Source organism: Streptomyces sp. NPDC048269 (genome assembly GCF_040652395.1).
Lineage (GTDB): Bacteria > Actinomycetota > Actinomycetes > Streptomycetales > Streptomycetaceae > Streptomyces.
Genome location: NZ_JBEZLW010000001.1, coordinates 49,462 through 66,722 on the forward strand (window position 1 = coordinate 49,462; position 17,261 = coordinate 66,722).

The following is a 17,261-nucleotide window of genomic DNA, read 5'->3' on the forward strand; positions in this document are numbered from 1 at the left end:
GGTGCAGCCAACTCCCCGATCCGCGGCCTCAGTTCCTCGGAGGACGGTGCTCAGCCCACCGCTTTCCCGATGAGTGCGCCGATGCGCTCCTCGTCGGCGGGGGTCAACCCCGTCAGGGCGTACGCGGTCGGCCACATGGCGCCTTCGTCGAGGTGGGCCAGGTCGCTGAAGCCGAGCGTGGCTTACCGCGTCTTGAACTTCTGCGCGCTCTGGAAGAAGCAGACGACCTTGCCGTCCTTGGCGTACGCGGGCATCCCGTACCAGAGCTTCGGCGAGAGGGCCGGCGCGCCGGCCTTGACGATGGCGATCCGCTCGGCGAGGACGCGGTCCGCCTCCGGCCCCGGGTGGCTGCCGGCCCTCAGCCGAGCCAGCGGCCGTCGCGCATGAGGGTGCGTCCCTCCAGCTCGTTCGCCTCCCGCCACGCCTGGATGCGCCGTGGCCGGATCAGGAAGTACTGATAGGGCTCGTCGAGACCGCGGGGGTCGAAACCGGTCTTGGCCGCGAACGCGTCGCCCGTCTCCGGGGCGAGGCCGTCGGTGTCCACCGGCTCGGCGGTGCCGTCCACGACGACGACGTCGCGGGTCGGCCCGAGGCCGAGCCGCACCCGCCCGTCCGCCAGCAGGTTGCGGCCGGTGACCGAGGCGCGCGGCGTCGACACGAGGAACGCGGTGCCGTCCCAGAGGTACGAGAGCGGGATGAGGTGGACGCCCGATGAGCCCGGCGTCGCGACCCAGAGGTCGATGTCGGCCTCCAGCCTCGCCCGGGTGTCCCGCAGCCTCTCCTCGAGCCCGCGCGGCGGCGCGCCTGTCATGCTTCCTCCAGTCACATCGTGGAGAGCCCTTCCTCCGGAGGGGGCTCCGTCGGTCAAGTCGTGACGGTCATGCCGGCTGCGGCTCGGTGGTCCGCGCCCGGTGGTCCCTGACCGGTCTGGTCACCTGCTTCGCCACGCACGACGGCATCCCCGCCGCGGCGTCCGCCGCGCGCTGCCGGTAGGCGCTGGGCGGCATGCCGACCAGCTCGGCGAAGCGGCTGCTGAAGGTGCCCGGCGAGGAGCAGCCGACCGCGAAGCGGACCTCGGTGACGCTGAGGTCGCCACGCCGCAGCAGCGCCATCGCGCGCTCGATGCGACGCGTCATCAGATAGGCGTACGGCGACTCGCCGTAGGCGAGCCGGAACTGGCGGCTGAGGTGCCCGGCCGACATGTCCGCGCCGCGGGCGAGCGCCTCGACGTTGAGCGGCTGCGCGTATTCGCGGTCGATCCGGTCACGGACGCGGCGCAGGCGTGCGAGGTCGCTCAGGCGCTGCGCCGCGGTGAGTGCGCGCCCCCACGAGGGATGGCACATGAGAGGACTCCCTTCATCGGTCTCCGCGAACACCACGGGTTCTCTGCCGACAGGCGCTCAGCGGAGTTCCTGGATGCGGATCAGGTTGCCCGCGGGATCGCGGAAGGCGCAGTCGCGGATGCCGTACGGCTGCTCGGTCGGTTCCTGGACGACCTCGGCGTCGCCGGCCTGGAGCTTCTCGAAGGTGCCGTCGAGGTCCCGGGTGGCCAGCAAGATCCAGCCGTAGGTGCCCTTGGCCATCATCTCGACGATGGTGCGGCGCTCGTCGTCGGTGATGCCGGGGTCGGCGGCCGGCGGCGCCAGGAGGATGGACGTGCCGGGCTGGTCGACGGGGCCGACCGTGATCCAGCGCATCTTGCCCTGTCCGACGTCGCTGCGGACCTCGAAGCCGAGGGTGTCCCGGTAGAAGGCCAGGGATGCGTCCGGGTCGTCGTGCGGGAGGAAGCTCGTGTGAATGCTGATGTCCATGGCCGTCACGCTAGCCGCGGCCCGGCGGCCGGCGCTTCTCGATTCCTGATCGATCCGCTCTGCGTCCGGTCCTACCGGAAGGCCGGCAGGTTGCGCGCGATCCACTCGCCGAAGGGCCGGGCCGGACGGTGGAGGACGCTCTCCAGGTCGGGGCTGATCTCCTGCTCGGCCGGCAGCGGGACGCCGAGGATGTCCAGGGTCCCGCCGATGGCCTCCTCGGGCATGAACCGCGCCATGTGGGCGTGGGCGTCCTCGCGGGACAGTTCCACGAAGGCCACCTCCTCACCCAGGGCCCCGGAGATCACCGCGGCCTGCCGGCGCGGGCTGATCGGCTCGGGGCCGGTCAGCTCGTACGTACGGCCCGCGTGACCGTCCTCGCGCAGCGCGGCGGCGGCCACCTCCGCGATGTCCGCCGGGTCGATGACGGGCAGCGCCACCTCACCGAACGGGGCGAGGACCGTGCGCTTCGTACGGACCGACTCGGCCCAGGCGAAGGCGTTGGAGGCGAAACCGCCGGGGCGCAGAACGGTGAAGTCCGGTCCAGCCGCGCGCACCGCGGCCTCGAACTCACGCAGACGGGCGTGCGAAACGGCTTGCGGACGAGTGGAGTTGATCTGGGAGGAGAGCAGGACGACCCGCTGGACCCCGGCGGCCTCAGCCGCGTCCAGCAGGGCCTTCGGGCTCTCGCCGTGGCCGTTGAGCTCGCCGCCGAGCAGGACGAAGAAGGCGTCGGCGCCGTCGAGGACCGGCCGCATGCTCGCGGCGCTGCCGACGTCGGCCCGCGCGTGCCGGACGCCGGCCGGAAGCCCGTGGGGCCGCTGCTGCCGCGAGACGGCCACGACCTCCTCGCCCGCCTCGGTCAGCAGCGGCACCAGCGCCCGCCCGATGTTGCCGGTCGCACCCGTCACCACGATCATCACGTTCTCCCGAATTAGTTAGTTGGCTGACTTGTTTGGACTCTAATGGGGGCCCGAGGCCCTGTCTATAGTGGGTTGGGTGACTGACTCAGTGAAACCCCGAGCGGCGCGGGCGGCCGACAAGCGCCGACGGCTCACGGCCGCGGCGGCCCGGGTCCTGCACGAGCAGGGGGTCGAGCGGACCACCCTCGCCGACATCGCGCGCGTGGCCGAGGTCCCCGTAGGGAACGTCTACTACTACTTCAAGACCAAGGACGAACTGGTCCAGGCGGCGCTGTCCGAGCACAGCGCCCACCTGGACGGGCTCACGGGTCGGCTGGACCGGCTCCCCGACCCGCTCGACCGCCTCAAGGCGCTGGTCGAAGCCTGGGTCGGTCAGCGGGGCACCGCCGCCCGGTACGGCTGTCCCACCGGCACCCTCGCCGTCGAACTCGACAAGCGGGCGGAGGGGACCCTCGACGCGGAGGCCGGCGCGGTGATCCGACGGCTGCTCGACTGGGCCGGACAGCAGTTCCGCAGCCTGGGCCTGCCCGACCCGGACGGCCTCGCCCTCACCCTCGTCTCCGCCTACCAGGGCATGTCACTACTGGCCAACGCCCTGCGCGACCCGGACATCATGAGCCGCGAGGGAGCCCGTCTCGTCCGCTGGCTCGACACCCTGAAGCCCGGCTCGGCTCCCTGAGGGCTCCCTGCCCGTCCGAGGCCACCGCCGCTACGGCTGCAGACGGCTGAAGCCCACCTCGAAGTGCTCGACCGAGACGATCTGCTGGCCCTCCCGCCGGGCCGTCTCCTCGCGGATCCGGGCGGCCTGGCCCTCGCTCGCCCTCATGGTCTCCTCGTCCTCCCACAAGGTCAGCGACTTGGCCGTGCCCGAGGCCCGGTCGACGAGGTAGTACACGCCCCGGAAGCCGGGAACGTCCTGGACCTGCTGGACGACCGCCTCCGAGCTCGCGCTCACGTCTCCCGCCGCGGGAACCGGTGATCCCTGGTAGGTGCTCAGCCTCGCGAACATCTCCCGCAGTCCTTTCCTCGGGCCCCAGGACCAGCGTGCTCCGGCAGGTCGCACGCCGCATGCCGAGCGGCGTGACAAGGCGTGACAATGGGATGGGAGTGACGGGTCTGCCGTTGCGGAGAGGCTGGTCGTCGTGGTGGCGTACATAGCTGTGACCGCCCTGAGCCATGTGGGGCTGATTCGCGAGCACAACGAGGACAGCCTCGCCGTCGGGCCGTGGACGCTGTGCGGGACCGTGACCCTGAGCCCCCAGACACTGCTGTTCCCCCTCGGCAGACCGCTCGTCGTCGCGGTCGCCGACGGGCTGGGCGGGCAGCCCGCCGGCGAGGTCGCCAGCGAGCTGGTCGTCCGCCAGCTCGCTGCGCTCGGCCCCGCCCTGGACAGCGCGGAAGCCATCAGTGACGCGCTGAACCGCTGCAACGACGCGGTGTACTCGGCCACCGACGGCCGTCCGGACCTGACCGCCATGGGGACCACGATCGCCGGGGCCCTCGTACTGGAGGAGTCGCTGCTGGCGTTCAACGTCGGTGACAGCAAAGTGTTCCAGGCGACCGAGGACGGCCTGCTCCAGGTCAGCGTGGACGACAGCCCGCCGCCCCCGCCCGGTCACCGCACCACGTCGGCCGTCACACAGACGCTCGGCGGCAGCCCGGGGCCCAGCCCCATCACTCCCCACGTGGCAACCCTCCCGCTGTCCACGGGCGACCGCTACCTGGTGTGCAGCGACGGGCTGACCGACCCCTTGCCCGACGACGTGATCGACGACCTCCTGCGCGTCCACGACGACGGCAAGGCCGCCTTCGAGCTGTGGAAGGCCGCCATCGAAGCCGGGGGTCCGGACAACATCACGCTCGCGCTGGTACGCATCGGCGCCTGAGGGATCCGCCACGGAATGGCGGGCCGCCGCGGCGACGGCAGGCGCCTAGGCGGGTGCTCCCCGCTGCGGCGCAACGCATGGGCACAGACGTGCGAGGCATGTGCGTACCTGACGTTGCATCACTCTTGCAGACGCTTTTTCTGATTTGCGGTCTATCACTGTGAAATATGCGGGAATGCTCCCGGCTGACGACCCGTCATCATCTTCGGCCGGGAACAGACCTGCGTCCCTTGCCCAGGTGAGCCTGCGTGTCGGCGCAGGCAGCGGGCCGGCGGCCCTGACCAGCAACAAGAAAGGCCCTGCTCATGGCATTGGATGCCATCCGGTCGGCTCCACCCGACAGAAAGCCTCGGCGCAATCTGTTCAAACGGGGAGCCCTCGCCCTGCTCCCGGCAGCGCTCCTGGCAGCCACCCTGGTCCCGAACCTCGCTCACGCCCTCGAAGCCCCCGTGAACCTGGGGACCGCCACCAATTACGCGGTCCTGGCCGGTTCGACGGTCACCAACACGGGCCCCACCGTCATCAACGGCGATCTGGGGCTCCACCCGGGCACATCGGTGACCGGTTTCCCGCCCGGCATCGTCAACGGAACGCAGCACATCACCGACGCCGCCGCCGCTCAGGCGAAGTCCGACCTCGTCGTCGCCTACAACGACGCGGCGAGCCGGGGACCCGGCACCGCCACTCCGCCCGATATCGGCGGACTGACGCTGGCGCCCGGTGTCTACACGGCATCGTCAACACTGAACCTCACCGGAACGGTCACTCTCGACGGCCAGAACAACCCCGAAGCCGTCTTCATCTTCCAGATCCCCTCGACCCTGATCACGGCTCCGGCGAGCGTCGTGGCCCTGATCAACGGAGCGAACGCCTGCAACGTGTTCTGGCAGGTGGGCAGCTCCGCCACGCTCGACACGAACACCCAGTTCAAGGGCACGATCATGGCCCTGACGTCCATCACGCTGAACACCGGCGCGGTGCTCGAAGGCCGCGCCCTGGCGCGCAACGGCGCGGTCACGCTGGACACCAACACCATCACGAGGGCGGCCTGCGCCGTTGGCCCGCCCGGGCCTCCCGGACCGAGCGGACCTCCCGGGCCGACGGGTTCGCCCGGGCCGACGGGTTCGCCCGGCCCGACCGGTGCACCCGGCCCGACCGGTGCACCCGGCCCTGACGGCAGCCCCGGAGCCCCCGGACCGACCGGCGCACCCGGACCGACCGGCGCACCCGGCCCTGACGGCAGCCCCGGCGCACCCGGCCCTGACGGCAGCCCCGGCGCACCTGGCCCTGACGGCAGCCCTGGAGCCCCCGGACCGACCGGCGCACCCGGCCCTGCCGGCAGCCCCGGCGCACCCGGCCCTGACGGCAGCCCCGGAGCCCCCGGACCGACCGGCGCACCCGGGCCCACTGGTTCTGCCGGACCCGCCGGACCCGCCGGACCCACCGGTTCTGCCGGACCTGTAGGACCCGCCGGACCCGCAGGACCCGCAGGACCCGCAGGACCCGCAGGACCCGCAGGACCGGCCGGACCCGCAGGACCCAAGGGCCCTCGCGGCGACAAGGGTGATTCTGGCCACGACCACGGCCACCACGGCCACCACGATGGCGACGGGGGCGACGAGGGCCAGCACGATCACGGTCGCGGCGACGAGGGCGAGGGCGAACAGGGTCACGGTCACGACGACCACGACCAGGGCATGCCCGGCCAAGGTGACGACAACCACGACCAGGGCAAGCCCCCGTGGGCCGACTTCCTGCCGGGCGGCCTCGACGATGCTCTGGGCCACGCCCTTCCCGGCCAAACGGCCAAGAGCGTCAACTTCGCCCACGTGAGCGCCGCCACCGCCCAGCAGCCGAAGGGGCCGTCGCACGATCTGGCCGCTACCGGCGCGAGCAGCGGCACCGGCATCATGGCCGCATCCGCGGCCGCGCTGGTCTTCGTCGGAGGCTCGGCTCTCTTCGCGATGAAGAGGACCCGCCGGGGTACGGCGACTCGACAGGACTAGCCGGCACATGGCAGGCGTGACAGCCTCACGCCTCTGACCGATCGGTCTCGACAGGGCCCGAAGCCGAGCCCCTGGACACGTCGTCCAGGGGCTCGGTCCTCGATGTCATGATGCGTACCCCACGGCGCTCACGGGTCCGGCGGAGACGGCGTGCGGGCGTCCGGCCCGAATTCCGTGCCGACGTACGCCTTGATGACGTCGTTGATGAAATGCCGGGTACTGTCCGGGCTGAGCGCCTGGGCCTGCAGGTGCGCATACATATCGCTGTAGATCCTGACGTCGGATCGTTTCTCCAGATAGAGATCGCTGGTGAACCTTTCCAAATACACCACGCTCGCGTCGGCGGCGTCGGCGAACTCGAGCAGCGCGAACTGTCCCGAGACACCAGGGTGCGCCCCCATGTCGTGGGGGAGGACCTGCACGGTGATGTACGGCTGGGCTCCGAGGTGGGTCAGATGCTCCAGTTGCTCGCGCATGACCTCGCGGCTGCCCACGACGCGCCGCAGGGCCGATTCGTCCAGTACGGCCCATAAGCGCAGCGGGTTGACCGGGGCGTCCAAGCGGCGCTGACGCCGCAGTCGCACCTGGAGGCGTGTGGCGGCCTGTTCGGCGGCGGCCTGAGGGATCGTTCCTGCAATGACCGCCCGGGCGTAGGAGGGGGTCTGCAGCAGGCGGGGGATCACCAGGGGCTCGTAGCACCGGACCGCCACGGCCTCGGCCTCCAGGCCGATGTAGGCGCCGTACGGGATGTCCCCGTAGGCGTTCCACCAGCCCTGCTGCCCCGATTCCCTGGCCAGCTGCATCAGATGGTCGACGAGCCGGCGGTCCTGAACTCCGTACAGCCCGCAAAGGTCGCGCACGTCGCGCGGCTTGATGAGGCGGCGGCCGTTCTCCATGAGACTGATCTTGGGCTGGGAGATCAGCAGGCTCTTCGCCACTTGCGGCGTCGTCATGCCCCTGATCTCCCGGAGCCGACGGAGCTCCGATCCCAGCCGGCGCCTGCTGACGGTGGGATTGGCATGGACACCCACGGGCCGTGCACCTCCGCTCAAACGACCTTGCGTGGCCAGCAGATTGTCACGGCCGGGGCCAGTTGGATCCGCCTTTTCACCGTGTCGCGCACAGTGAAGCGCACCGCCGCGAAGAGCGCCCTGGGCTTCGTAATACTTCGCGCCTTCCTTTCCTGAAGGAGTTCACACTGACCATATTTTCCACTGCGGATAAACCGCACGCCTGTGCAAGTTTCCGCGGCAATATGCCGGTCCCGGAGATACGGCCACCCGAGGGCGACGGCTTCCGCGCGGCACCCCTGATGCCTCAGACGGGTGAGGGGCATACCATGACAAGTGGGTCATTGCACTCTCACGTGCGGCGGCCCGGAAGGGCGGCCCCGGCGTGTGAATGTGCCGGGGTCGTTGTTGTGCCACCCCGCCGCCGGCCGGTTCGCGGGAGCGCGTCGTCTCCAGCCCGAGCAGGGCAGTGCCGGCCTGACCGCGCGGTGGATCTCGTCCGGGAGGAGCCTCGGGGGATGGGGGTGTCGGATGCGGCAATGGGGGTTCGCCCGTTTCGCAGTGCGGCGACCCGACGCCGGAAGGCCGCCGTCGTTTCACGGTACCCCTCCCGCCCCTGCGGTGAGGTCTCACCGGAACCGTCAGAAAAATGCCTGGTCAGAACCGGCTTCCGGACCGCGAACCGGAGTACCGTGGAGGCACCGGGAGTATTTCGCACACCCGCTCCCACGCGGACGTCATTTCCGGCGATCATTTGCACCGGGCCGTTCGCGAACGCCCGGGGACGGGTCCGCGACATGACCACGATCCTTGAACACGCTGCGACCCGCGTCGTCGCCCCGCCGCTCCCGGCGCGCCTCTCCCTCACGCCGCAGACCGCTCTCGCAGGCCAGCTGGATGGTGCCTGGTGGCCCCGCTCCCGTGACCTCGAAGCCGAGCTTCCGGCCCTCGTCGCCGCCCTGGACGATCCCTGGGGGCGCGTCACCCGGGTCTCCGTGAACCCCACCCGTTGGCCCGTCATCCCGCGCACGGTTGCCGTGGACGGGCACACGGTGCACGTGGGCTGGTTCACCGAGCAGGACCCCGACAAGCTGATCCTGCTCTCCTACACCGTCGGCCGCTGGGACCTGCTGGTGATCCCGCCCGAGACCGAGCCCGCGGCCGCGGCCCGGCTGATGGCCGGCGCCGCGATCCCGGGCAGCGTCCTCGCCGCCGGTGTCCTGATGGCCAACGAAACCGTCATCGGGCGTGTCATCCAGGACACCCGACGCCGGGAAGCCACCTGGGAGAGCGAAGGCGGGGCCTGCATGTCCCCCTTCGGGGACGCGATGGACCGACGTGTCCTCCCTCTGCCCGAAAGCACCCGGAGGTGAGCCATGGAAACCATCGTCCTCACCGCGGTGATCATCCTCATGACGGGCATCGGCATGCGCCTGATCCACCTGCTCAACGCGCAGCACGACGCGCGGATCGCGGCCTACCACTTCAGCGACCCCCTGCCGAGGCCTCCCGGTCAGCCGGACGACACCAGTCGTCGAGCCCACCGCACGGGTGCCGGCCGGTGAGGAACAGGCCTCCTCCTGACCGGGGGCACGGGCGGGGTGCCACGGCGCCCCGCCCGGCGGCTTCCGACTTTCGGCTTCTCAAGCCACTCGAAGGGAACGCGCAACGTGAAGCACAGCGAGACCCGGCCAACGCCGTCGTCCGGACATGCCGAGGTCCGGATCATCGCGGGCACGCCCGAAGCCGCCCGGGCGGTCGCGGAAGTCCTCCGCCGCTGTTTCGCCGGCACGGAACAGCGCAGTTACCCCGCCCTCGACGGCGGCACCCGCCTCCACCTCACAGTGGATACCGCGACACGGGCCGGCCCCGCCCGGTCCTGGCTCACCGCCAGCAGGACCCCCGCCGGCGCCGGCGCCCACTCCGACGAGACCTGAGAGAGGGCGCGGTCATGGCCACCCTCGGCGAACGCAAGACCTACCGCGAACAGGTACTCCGGGTCCTGTACGAAGCCGTCGAGGGCAACCGCCTCCTCGGGGTCACCGGAGCGCAGCTGCGGCGCGACCTCCACGTGCCCGAACAGGATCTGGCCGCCGCCTGCACCTACCTGGCGGGCGAAGGGTTGATCACCGTCGACTGGGAGCCGGGCAACACCCCCGCGATGGTGACACTCACCCACGAGGGAATCCGGCGCATGGAAGCCGAGGAGGAGCGCGGCTGAATTCCGCGCTCCTGGGGGCTGGACCGGATCGACCAGAAGGCGCTCCCGCTCGACGCCGACGACGGGTCAGACCAGGATCCTGGCCTTCGCGCGGTCGAACTCCTCCTGGGTGATGTCGCCCTTGTCCTTGAGCGCGGAGAGTCTGCTCAGCTCCTCCACCGAGCCGCCCCCGGCCGCCGCCGTCTTCTGCACGTAGCTGCGGAAGGCCTCTTCATGCTCCTTGGCCTGCTTCGCGTCCCGTTCGCCCATGCTGCGGCCGCGGGCGATGAGGTAGACGAGTACGCCGAGGTACGGCAGCAGGATCACGAAGACGAGCCATCCCGCCTTCCCCCAGCCACTGAGGCTGTGGTCCCGGAAGATGTCCGAGACGACCTTGAAGAGGAGGAAGAACCACATCACCCACAGGAAGATCAACAGCATCGTCCAGAAGAGGTTGAGAAGCGGATAGTCGTCCATGCTCGCTCCGATCATCCATGCGGTACTTCATTGATACAGCCGCTACTCACCGTCCGCACTCGGAGCGCATCCCGCATCTTTTGCACCCGGCTGCGAGCCGGGGCAACGATGGACCATGCTGCTTGACCTGCTCGTCATCGGCCTCGTCATCACGCTCTACCCGCTGCCCGTCATGGCCTTCGTGCTGGTGCTGTCCGCGCACAGGGGCGTGTGGAAGGGTCTCGCCTTCATCCTCGCCTGGCTCGCCTGCCTCGTCGCCGTGATCGCCCTCGTCCTCCTCCTCACCGGGGGTGAGCCGCCCGCACCCAAATCGCCGCCTTCCACCGCCGCGCTGGCGGCAAAACTGGCCATCGGCGTCGGGCTGGTCCTCTACGGCGGGCACAGACGCCGTCGTCGGCGACGTACCGAGGTACCCGACTCCGCAGCCGCAGCCGCCCCCTCCCAGCCCTCGCTCAACTCCCGGATGGACCAGGCCTCCGTGTGGTCGGCGGCAGGGCTCGCCGTACTCCTCCAGCCCTGGGGCATGGTCGGCGCGGGAGCCGCGACCGTCGTGGACGCGGACCTCAGCCATCCCCAGTCGTTCCTGGCGCTCCTGGCGTTCTGCCTCCTCGCCACCTCCAGCCTCCTGGCCATGGAGCTGTACATGGTGTTCGCTCCCGGGCGGGCCGGGCGGGCGCTGACCGGCCTGCGCACGTGGCTGTCCGACCACAAGGACCCTGCCATCGTGGTCACTTGCCTCGTCCTCGGCCTGTGGCTGGTGGGCAGGAGCCTGTACGAGCTCACCAGCTGACGCGGCGGCCCGGACCGCTCCGGTCGCGCGATGCGCCCGGCCCCCTTCTCCTGAAGCCATGGAACGCAACGCACCCGGGGGAGGAGTTCACGCCGGTCCGGCGCTCCGGCGGCGCCGCCGCGCGCTCGCAGGTCACCTGATCCGCTCGGTCGTGTCGGCCGTGCTGCTCACGGCCCTGTACTACCTGGCCCCCCTGGACGACGGGTCCAATGTCTCCATCGCGGTCTCGCTCGCGCTGGGACTGGCGCTCTTCGGGGGTCTGCTCGCCTGGCAGATCGCCGCCGTCACCCGTTCGGAGTATCCGCGGTTGCGCGCGGTCGAGGCGCTGGCGACCGGCGTGCCGCTGTTCCTGGTGCTCTTCTCCGCGTCGTACTTCCTGCTCGCGAAGGAGGTACCGCACTCGTTCACGGAGCCGCTGAGCCGGACGGACGCGCTGTACTTCACGGTCACGGTGTTCGCCACCGTCGGCTTCGGGGACATCGCGCCCACCACCACGCCCTGCCGCGTGCTGACCACCGCGCAGATGGTCGCCGACCTGATCGTGGTGGGGGTGGTCGCCAAGGTCCTCTTCGGCGCGGTTCAGATCGGAATCCGGCGGCGGGACACGGCGAGCGCGGCCTCGGGCGGCGAAGGCCGCGGGCCAGATGGACCATCGAGGGGTAAAGGAAGTGACCCATGACGGATCCGCGACCTCGATCCGCCCCGCCCGTCAGCGGCACCCAGCCGCAAGAGGCCGACGTCCTGCGCCACATGCTCCGCAGCGCCGGATACCTGAAGGCGCTGGCCTTCTCCGCCCTCGTCGGCATCCTGGTGTCCCTCGCCGCCTTCTGGTTCCTCGCCGCGCTGCACGAACTGGAGCACGTGCTGTGGACGGACCTCCCGGAGGCGATGGGCCGGGACACCCCGCCCTGGTGGTGGCCGCTGCCCCTGCTGCTCTTCGCCGGAACCGCGGTGGGCCTGATCGCCACGCACCTGCCCGGTGCGGGGGGCCACGTGCCCGCGTCCGGACTCCACACGGAAGGCGCCTCGCCGACCGCACTGCCCGGGGTCGTGTTCGCGGCGGTCGCCAGCCTGCCGTTCGGCGCCGTGCTGGGCCCGGAAGCCCCGCTGATCGCGCTGGGCAGCGGGCTGGCCCTGCTGTTCCGGAACCTCGCGCAGGCGCCCGCGACCCCGCAGAGCAACGCACTGCTGGGCGCGGCCGGCGCCGCCGCGGCCGTCTCCGCCATCTTCGGCAACCCGCTGGTCGCTGCGGTGCTGCTGATCGAGGTGGCGGGCGTGGGCGGCCCTCAGCTGTTCGCGGTCATGCTGCCCGCCATGCTGTCCACCGGAATCGGGGCCCTCGTGTTCACGGGACTCGGACGCTGGACAGGACTGGAGACGGGGGACCTGACCCTGAAGCTGTACGCCCAGGCCCCCCGCCTGGACCTGGCGGACGTGGCGTGGACGCTGGTCATCGCCGTGGCCCTCGCCGCCGCGGTCCATCCCCTGCTGGCCGTGGCCCGGCGGATCGCCGCGTACGTCAAGTCGGCGCGGCACCTCGTACGGACCGTCCAGTGCGCCCTGGGCGCCGCGGTCTGCGCCTGCCTCTACGCGCTGATCACCGGCCGGTCACCCGGCGAGGTCGCCTCGTCCGGCCAGGCGACCCTCGCCGCGCTGGCCGCCGACCCGCATGCCTGGGGGGTCGGCGTCCTGCTCGCCGTACTGCTGTTCAAGGGTGCCGCCTACGCACTCTGTCTCGGCAGCCTGCGCGGCGGCCCCGTGTTCCCCGCCCTCTTCCTCGGAGCGGCGGTGGGCGTCCTGCTCGCGCCCCTGCCGGGCCTGGGGTTCGTACCCGCGATGGCGGCGGGCATGGCGGCGACCGCGGCCAGCACCCTGCGGCTGCCGGTGAGCAGCGCGGTGCTCGTGATCCTGCTGCTCGGCAGCTCCGCGATGATGCCGGTGGTGATCCTGGCGGCCGTGGTCGCCTTCGTCGTCACCGAACTGCTGCCTCCCGGGGACACGGCCCCGCCATAGGCCGGTTCAGGCGGTTCAGCCGCACCGGAGACCGGTGGTGGCATTCGTCGTGGCCTGGTCCAGCTGGTCGATCTGCGGCTGCAGCTGGGTACGTGCGTCCTTGCCGGTCGTGTCTCCCGGCAGGCCGTCGTAGGCCTTCTTGAGGTTGTCGGCGGCGTCCTGAACCGCGGCCCGCTCCGCCTCCTTCAGCTGGTTGGCGTTCTCCTTGACGTTGTCCCAGTCCTCCCGGACGGCGTCGTAGGCGTCCTTGACCTGGTCCTTGGTCGCAGTGGCGGGATTCAGGGCCTTCAGCTTGGCGTTGTCGGCCTTGAGCGAGGTCAGGTCGGTGCAGAGGTCGGCCGCGGCCTTGGTGGCATCTTCGGAGGGCGAGCTGTCGTCGGAGCACGCGGCGAGACCGAACACCGCGCTGACGCAGAGCACACCGATCACCGGGAAACGCTTCATGGGAGACCTTCCTCGACGAGACAGAACGGGCGTAGGGGATCTTCCGCCACACATAGCACAATATGCACAGCCAGCTACGTTTCGCATTCTTACCTTCACGCACCGTCAGTAACGCGCGCCCCCCACCCCCACGCTCCACCGACCCGGAGTGGACGGGACGGGGGCCCGATGCGTGATGATGTGCCTTGCCCGAGTGGGCAGTTGCTCAGAAGAGCCGGTTGGGGGCCCTGCTTGTGAATGATGCGGTCGAGTTGGCGGACATGATCGCGCAGCTGCGCCAGGAGCTGAGCCGGGCGATGTCGGCCGGCGAGGATTCCGACCTGCGGTTCAAGGCGGAGCGGGTGGAGCTGGAGCTGACCGTCGGGGTGGAGCGGACGAACGAGCCGGGGGTGAAGGTCAGGTTCTGGGTGTTCGACGCGGGCGCCACGGCCAAGCGGTCCTCCACGGTCACGCAGAAGCTCACGCTGACCTTGCAGCCGGTACGGGCGGACGCGCCGGACCAGATGGCGCTGATCTCCGGAGACGAGCTGCTCGGTGAGGACTGACGGAGTGAGGGCCGGCGGAGCGAGGGGCCACGGCGTGACGGCCCATGGGGTGACGGCCCCACGGGGTGAGGGCCGACGGTGAGGACTGACGGTTCGGACGTGAGCGGCGGACTGGACCCGCACCGCATCGCGGAGGTCATCGTCAACACCACCGCCGGCGGCGGGCGGCGCGGCTCCGGGTACCGGGTCGGCGACACGGTGGTGCTGACCGCGTACCACGTGGTGGCCGGCGCCGTCGGCGTACAGGTGCGGTTCGACGCCGGCCGGCCGGGGCAGTGGGCCGCCGAGGCGACGGTGGCCTGGTCGGACGCCGGCACCGATGTCGCCGTACTGGCTTTCGCCCCCCGCCCGGGCGACGCGCCCGTCCCGCCCGCCCGCTTCGGGCGCGTCGGGGACGACCGGCACGCCGTCATCGGCGTGCACGCCGCGGGATTCCCGCTGTGGAAGCGGCGACGCACGCCCGACGGACGGCAGTTCCGGGAACTGCACCAGGCGGACGGGACCGTGGCGACGCTGTCCAACCTGCGGACCGGGACCCTGGAGATCACCGTCCCGGTGGCCGCCGCCGACCCCGATCCCAAGGTGTCACCGTGGTCGGGGATGTCGGGCGCCGCCGTATGGGCGGGGTCCCGCATCGTCGGGGTCGTCGCCGAACACCACCGCTGGGAAGGGCTCGGCCGGCTGGCGGCGGCCCGCATCGACCACACCCTCCACCGGGTCGGCGAGCAGCGCCGGGCCGAGCTGGCAGAGCTGCTGGCGATCGGCGACCCACAGGGCCTGCCGGACGTGGTTCCCGGGCCGGAATCCGCGGATCCACACCCCCGCCAGGCGGGTTCCAAGGTCATCGGGCTGCCGGTCACGCACGGGCTGGAGCTGTTCAAGGACCGGACCGAGGCCCGCGAGGCGATCGGCCGCCACCTCTCGGACCCCGCCATCCGCATGGTGACCGTCACCGGCCGCCGGGGCATGGGCAAGAGCGCCGTCGCGGCCAAGGTCATGGAGCTGCTGGAGCGGGGCGAGTGGCCGGGCCACTCCAGGGCGCCCGCCCCGGCGGGGCTGGTCAACCTGAGCACCCGTACGTCGGGCATCTCCCTGGAGCGCCTCTACTTCGACTGCGCCCGCGCGCTCGGCTCCGAAGACGAGGCACGGCTGCGGGACGTCTGGGCCACGGACCGCCCCGCACAGGACAAGATCGGCGAGCTGTTCACCGTGATGGGGGACCGGCTCTTCGTCATCCTGATGGACAACCTGGAGGACCGGCTCCAGGACGACGGCACCCTCGACGAGGCCGACGAGGAACTCGCGGTCTTCTTCGACTGCCTCTTCCGGGCGAGGTCCACGCCCCGGCTGCTGGTCACCTCGCAGATACCGTTACGCCTCGCCCCCGAGCTGCGCCGCTTCGCCGCGGAGGTCGACCTGTCCGACGGCCTGCCGCCCGGCGAGTCCGTCGCGCTGCTGCGCGAACTCGACCAGGACGGCAGCCTCGGTGTGGCGCAGCTGTCCGACGAGCAGCTGCTGCGGGCCGCGGTCCACGTCCACGGGGTGCCGCGCGCGCTGGAACTGCTGGTGGGCGCCATGGCCGACGACACCCTCGCCCTGCCGACGCTTCAGGAGGTCCTGGAGGACTTCACCCTGCGGGGCGACGTGGTGGCCGGCCTCGCCCAGGACCGGTACCAGCGGCTCGGCCCCGAAGGCCGCGGCGTGCTGAACGTCCTCGCGGTGCTGCGCACGCCCGTACCGCGCGAGGCGGTCGAGTGGATCGTGGGCGGCCTCGGTGCAGGCTCCGGCACCGGCCACGACGCCGGCACCGCCACCGGCCTCGGAACCGGCCCGGGTCCCCTCCCCGCCGTCGCACCGGTCCTGTCCGACCTGCTGCGCATGCGCATGCTCTCGGTGGACCGGGCCACCCGCACCCTCGCCCTGCACCCGATGGACGCCGACCTCGCGTACGGCGCCATGGCCCAGGAGGGCGCCCTGGGACGGCGGTCCCTGGAGCGGCGGGCCGCCGACTGGTACGCGAGCATCGCCCCGCCCCGCCCGGCGTGGCGCGGCCTGGACGACATACAGGCGTACCGGCGGGAATTCGACCACCGGGTGCGCGCCGGTGACCTGGACGACGCCGCGCTGGTCCTCGGCGCGATCAGCCCGTGGATGGTCCGGCACGGATCGGTGCTCGCGGCCATCTCGATGCATCTGACACTGGAGGGACAGTTGACCGACGACCGGGCACGTCTTGCCCATCTCATCAGCTTCGGGCACGCCCGGTTGAGCGGAGGCCCGCTGGCGCACGCGGCCGAACTGTTCACCGAGGCAGCCGACCTGGCCGAGCGCCTCGACGACCGCAAGGCACTGCAGAACGCCATGTTCGGCCTGGGCGACACCCACCGCCAGCTGGGCCGCCTCGACGCCGCGATGGGCCCGCTGGCCCGGGCCGGCGACCTGGCGCACGAGAACGGCGACGCCGAAGCCGAGGTGCACGCCCTCCTGGGCCTCAGCCTCGCCCACAGCACCCTGGGCGACGGGCAGGCGGCGCTGGCCGGCGCCGACCGGCTGGGCGAACTCGCCCGTACGTCGGGGGACCCGCTCACCGAGGCCCGTTCGTGGAACGCGCGTTTCACGGCCCTGCTGACCCTGGGCCGCTGGGAGGAGACCATCGCGGCGGGCGACAGGGCCGTCGCCGCCTACCGCGACGCCGGCATCCAGGAGGCGACGGACTACGCGCTGAACGCCAAGGGCGTGGCGCTCCTCGCGCTGGGCCGGGTCACGGAATCCCTGGCGGCGCTGGAGGCGGCGCTCGCCGCGGCGTCGGCGATGGAGAACCCGCGCACCGAGGGCGTCTGCCTCTACAACACGGCGTGGGCGTACTGGACCGACGGCCGGTACGCACGGGCAGCCGAGGCGGCCGAACGCGCGGCCGCCTCGCTGCAGCTCGCCGGGGCCGCGGAGGCCGCGGCCGCCGGCGCCCTCGCCGAGGCGGCCCGCGCCCGGGCGGTGCCCGGCCCCCGGGCGGCCGCCGACGCGCTGGTCCGGGCCGCCGAGGGCACCGGACGCAACGTCGAGATGGTCCGGCCGGCCTGGCTCACCGAGGAGGCGGCGCGGCTGCGCGCCGAAGCCTGACGCGCCCTGACATGACGTCACAGCGCCCCGGGAGCGGCCGTC

General features: G+C 71.6%; 20 protein-coding genes and 1 pseudogene. 12 read left to right on the forward strand and 9 right to left on the reverse strand.

The window, feature by feature from the left end:
* Positions 1 to 50 precede the first annotated feature (50 nt).
* The 5 genes and pseudogenes from AB0D48_RS00275 to AB0D48_RS00295 form a co-directional block, all read right to left on the reverse strand.
* Positions 51 to 335 (reverse strand): annotated as a pseudogene (locus tag AB0D48_RS00275) (hypothetical protein); the annotation flags it as partial.
* Between the two features lie 23 nt (positions 336 to 358).
* A complete protein-coding gene (locus tag AB0D48_RS00280; protein ID WP_362389341.1) occupies positions 359 to 811 on the reverse strand; it encodes a pyridoxamine 5'-phosphate oxidase family protein in 453 nt (150 codons plus the stop codon).
* A 67-nt stretch (positions 812 to 878) separates the two neighbouring features.
* Complete coding sequence (locus AB0D48_RS00285) at positions 879 to 1,343, reverse strand: helix-turn-helix transcriptional regulator (protein ID WP_362389342.1); 465 nt, start codon at positions 1,341 to 1,343, stop codon at positions 879 to 881.
* A 57-nt stretch (positions 1,344 to 1,400) separates the two neighbouring features.
* Positions 1,401 to 1,811: a VOC family protein gene (locus AB0D48_RS00290; protein ID WP_362389343.1), complete on the reverse strand. Its 411-nt coding sequence runs from the start codon at positions 1,809 to 1,811 to the stop codon at positions 1,401 to 1,403.
* 71 nt (positions 1,812 to 1,882) lie between these two features.
* Entirely contained in the window at positions 1,883 to 2,728 is an 846-nt protein-coding gene (locus AB0D48_RS00295; protein WP_362389344.1) for an NAD(P)H-binding protein, read from the reverse strand.
* A gap of 79 nt (positions 2,729 to 2,807) precedes the next feature.
* On the opposite strand from AB0D48_RS00295, the gene AB0D48_RS00300 reads away from it, so the two are divergent.
* A complete protein-coding gene (locus tag AB0D48_RS00300) occupies positions 2,808 to 3,410 on the forward strand; it encodes a TetR/AcrR family transcriptional regulator (protein WP_362389345.1) in 603 nt (200 codons plus the stop codon).
* Between the two features lie 30 nt (positions 3,411 to 3,440).
* Here AB0D48_RS00300 and AB0D48_RS00305 read toward each other — a convergent pair whose 3' ends face one another.
* Entirely contained in the window at positions 3,441 to 3,740 is a 300-nt protein-coding gene (locus AB0D48_RS00305; RefSeq protein WP_362389346.1) for a hypothetical protein, read from the reverse strand.
* 136 nt (positions 3,741 to 3,876) lie between these two features.
* Here AB0D48_RS00305 and AB0D48_RS00310 point away from each other — a divergent pair, with 136 nt between their 5' ends.
* Both AB0D48_RS00310 and AB0D48_RS00315 read left to right on the forward strand, forming a co-directional pair.
* Positions 3,877 to 4,617, forward strand: coding sequence for a PP2C family serine/threonine-protein phosphatase (locus AB0D48_RS00310; RefSeq protein WP_362389744.1), 741 nt, complete (start codon positions 3,877 to 3,879; stop codon positions 4,615 to 4,617).
* 305 nt (positions 4,618 to 4,922) lie between these two features.
* A complete protein-coding gene (locus AB0D48_RS00315; protein WP_362389347.1) occupies positions 4,923 to 6,623 on the forward strand; it encodes an ice-binding family protein in 1,701 nt (566 codons plus the stop codon).
* 128 nt (positions 6,624 to 6,751) lie between these two features.
* Here the strand turns inward: AB0D48_RS00315 and AB0D48_RS00320 are convergent, their stop codons facing one another.
* Complete coding sequence (locus AB0D48_RS00320) at positions 6,752 to 7,654, reverse strand: helix-turn-helix transcriptional regulator (RefSeq protein ID WP_362389348.1); 903 nt, start codon at positions 7,652 to 7,654, stop codon at positions 6,752 to 6,754.
* Between the two features lie 776 nt (positions 7,655 to 8,430).
* On the opposite strand from AB0D48_RS00320, the gene AB0D48_RS00325 reads away from it, so the two are divergent.
* The 4 genes from AB0D48_RS00325 (at position 8,431) to AB0D48_RS00340 (ending at position 9,854) form a co-directional block, all read left to right on the forward strand.
* Positions 8,431 to 9,006 carry a DUF5994 family protein gene (locus tag AB0D48_RS00325; RefSeq protein WP_362389349.1) on the forward strand — a complete coding sequence of 192 codons (576 nt, stop codon included), beginning with the start codon at positions 8,431 to 8,433 and terminating at the stop codon, positions 9,004 to 9,006.
* 3 nt (positions 9,007 to 9,009) lie between these two features.
* Positions 9,010 to 9,198: a hypothetical protein gene (locus AB0D48_RS00330; protein WP_362389350.1), complete on the forward strand. Its 189-nt coding sequence runs from the start codon at positions 9,010 to 9,012 to the stop codon at positions 9,196 to 9,198.
* Positions 9,199 to 9,303: 105 nt separating this feature from the next.
* Entirely contained in the window at positions 9,304 to 9,570 is a 267-nt protein-coding gene (locus AB0D48_RS00335) for a hypothetical protein (protein ID WP_362389351.1), read from the forward strand.
* A gap of 14 nt (positions 9,571 to 9,584) precedes the next feature.
* Positions 9,585 to 9,854, forward strand: a complete 270-nt coding sequence (locus AB0D48_RS00340; protein WP_362389352.1) for a hypothetical protein — start codon at positions 9,585 to 9,587, stop codon at positions 9,852 to 9,854.
* Positions 9,855 to 9,920: 66 nt separating this feature from the next.
* Here AB0D48_RS00340 and AB0D48_RS00345 read toward each other — a convergent pair whose 3' ends face one another.
* A complete protein-coding gene (locus AB0D48_RS00345) occupies positions 9,921 to 10,310 on the reverse strand; it encodes an SHOCT domain-containing protein (RefSeq protein ID WP_362389353.1) in 390 nt (129 codons plus the stop codon).
* Positions 10,311 to 10,425: 115 nt separating this feature from the next.
* Here AB0D48_RS00345 and AB0D48_RS00350 point away from each other — a divergent pair, with 115 nt between their 5' ends.
* The 3 genes from AB0D48_RS00350 to AB0D48_RS00360 are packed head-to-tail and all read left to right on the forward strand — an operon-like array spanning position 10,426 to position 13,113.
* Complete coding sequence (locus AB0D48_RS00350) at positions 10,426 to 11,100, forward strand: GAP family protein (RefSeq protein WP_362389354.1); 675 nt, start codon at positions 10,426 to 10,428, stop codon at positions 11,098 to 11,100.
* Between the two features lie 58 nt (positions 11,101 to 11,158).
* On the forward strand, positions 11,159 to 11,779 hold the full coding sequence (locus AB0D48_RS00355; RefSeq protein WP_362389355.1) for a potassium channel family protein: 621 nt from the start codon (positions 11,159 to 11,161) through the stop codon (positions 11,777 to 11,779).
* Positions 11,776 to 13,113 (forward strand): chloride channel protein, encoded by a 1,338-nt coding sequence (locus tag AB0D48_RS00360; RefSeq protein ID WP_362389356.1) that lies wholly within the window; start codon positions 11,776 to 11,778, stop codon positions 13,111 to 13,113. The genes AB0D48_RS00355 and AB0D48_RS00360 overlap by 4 nt, the downstream gene beginning before the upstream one ends.
* Before the next feature lie 15 nt (positions 13,114 to 13,128).
* On the opposite strand, the gene AB0D48_RS00365 is transcribed toward AB0D48_RS00360, so the two are convergent.
* Positions 13,129 to 13,557 carry a hypothetical protein gene (locus AB0D48_RS00365; protein ID WP_362389357.1) on the reverse strand — a complete coding sequence of 143 codons (429 nt, stop codon included), beginning with the start codon at positions 13,555 to 13,557 and terminating at the stop codon, positions 13,129 to 13,131.
* 233 nt (positions 13,558 to 13,790) lie between these two features.
* On the opposite strand from AB0D48_RS00365, the gene AB0D48_RS00370 reads away from it, so the two are divergent.
* A complete protein-coding gene (locus tag AB0D48_RS00370; protein ID WP_362389358.1) occupies positions 13,791 to 14,102 on the forward strand; it encodes a trypco2 family protein in 312 nt (103 codons plus the stop codon).
* Positions 14,103 to 14,201: 99 nt separating this feature from the next.
* The gene (locus tag AB0D48_RS00375) at positions 14,202 to 17,219 is read left to right on the forward strand and encodes a serine protease (RefSeq protein ID WP_362389359.1); all 3,018 of its coding nucleotides are present in this window, start codon (positions 14,202 to 14,204) and stop codon (positions 17,217 to 17,219) included.
* The last annotated feature ends 42 nt before the right edge of the window (positions 17,220 to 17,261 follow it).

Coding starts and splice junctions, on each gene's coding strand:
- AB0D48_RS00315 (WP_362389347.1), top strand. CDS start 4,923: ATGGCATTGGATGCCATCCGGTCGGCTCCACCCGACAGAAAGCCTCGG.
- AB0D48_RS00295 (WP_362389344.1), bottom strand. CDS start 2,728: ATGATCGTGGTGACGGGTGCGACCGGCAACATCGGGCGGGCGCTGGTG.
- AB0D48_RS00345 (WP_362389353.1), bottom strand. CDS start 10,310: ATGGACGACTATCCGCTTCTCAACCTCTTCTGGACGATGCTGTTGATC.
- AB0D48_RS00340 (WP_362389352.1), top strand. CDS start 9,585: ATGGCCACCCTCGGCGAACGCAAGACCTACCGCGAACAGGTACTCCGG.
- AB0D48_RS00305 (WP_362389346.1), bottom strand. CDS start 3,740: ATGTTCGCGAGGCTGAGCACCTACCAGGGATCACCGGTTCCCGCGGCG.
- AB0D48_RS00330 (WP_362389350.1), top strand. CDS start 9,010: ATGGAAACCATCGTCCTCACCGCGGTGATCATCCTCATGACGGGCATC.
- AB0D48_RS00285 (WP_362389342.1), bottom strand. CDS start 1,343: ATGTGCCATCCCTCGTGGGGGCGCGCACTCACCGCGGCGCAGCGCCTG.
- AB0D48_RS00360 (WP_362389356.1), top strand. CDS start 11,776: ATGACGGATCCGCGACCTCGATCCGCCCCGCCCGTCAGCGGCACCCAG.
- AB0D48_RS00325 (WP_362389349.1), top strand. CDS start 8,431: ATGACCACGATCCTTGAACACGCTGCGACCCGCGTCGTCGCCCCGCCG.
- AB0D48_RS00365 (WP_362389357.1), bottom strand. CDS start 13,557: ATGAAGCGTTTCCCGGTGATCGGTGTGCTCTGCGTCAGCGCGGTGTTC.
- AB0D48_RS00350 (WP_362389354.1), top strand. CDS start 10,426: ATGCTGCTTGACCTGCTCGTCATCGGCCTCGTCATCACGCTCTACCCG.
- AB0D48_RS00280 (WP_362389341.1), bottom strand. CDS start 811: ATGACAGGCGCGCCGCCGCGCGGGCTCGAGGAGAGGCTGCGGGACACC.
- AB0D48_RS00290 (WP_362389343.1), bottom strand. CDS start 1,811: ATGGACATCAGCATTCACACGAGCTTCCTCCCGCACGACGACCCGGAC.
- AB0D48_RS00355 (WP_362389355.1), top strand. CDS start 11,159: ATGGAACGCAACGCACCCGGGGGAGGAGTTCACGCCGGTCCGGCGCTC.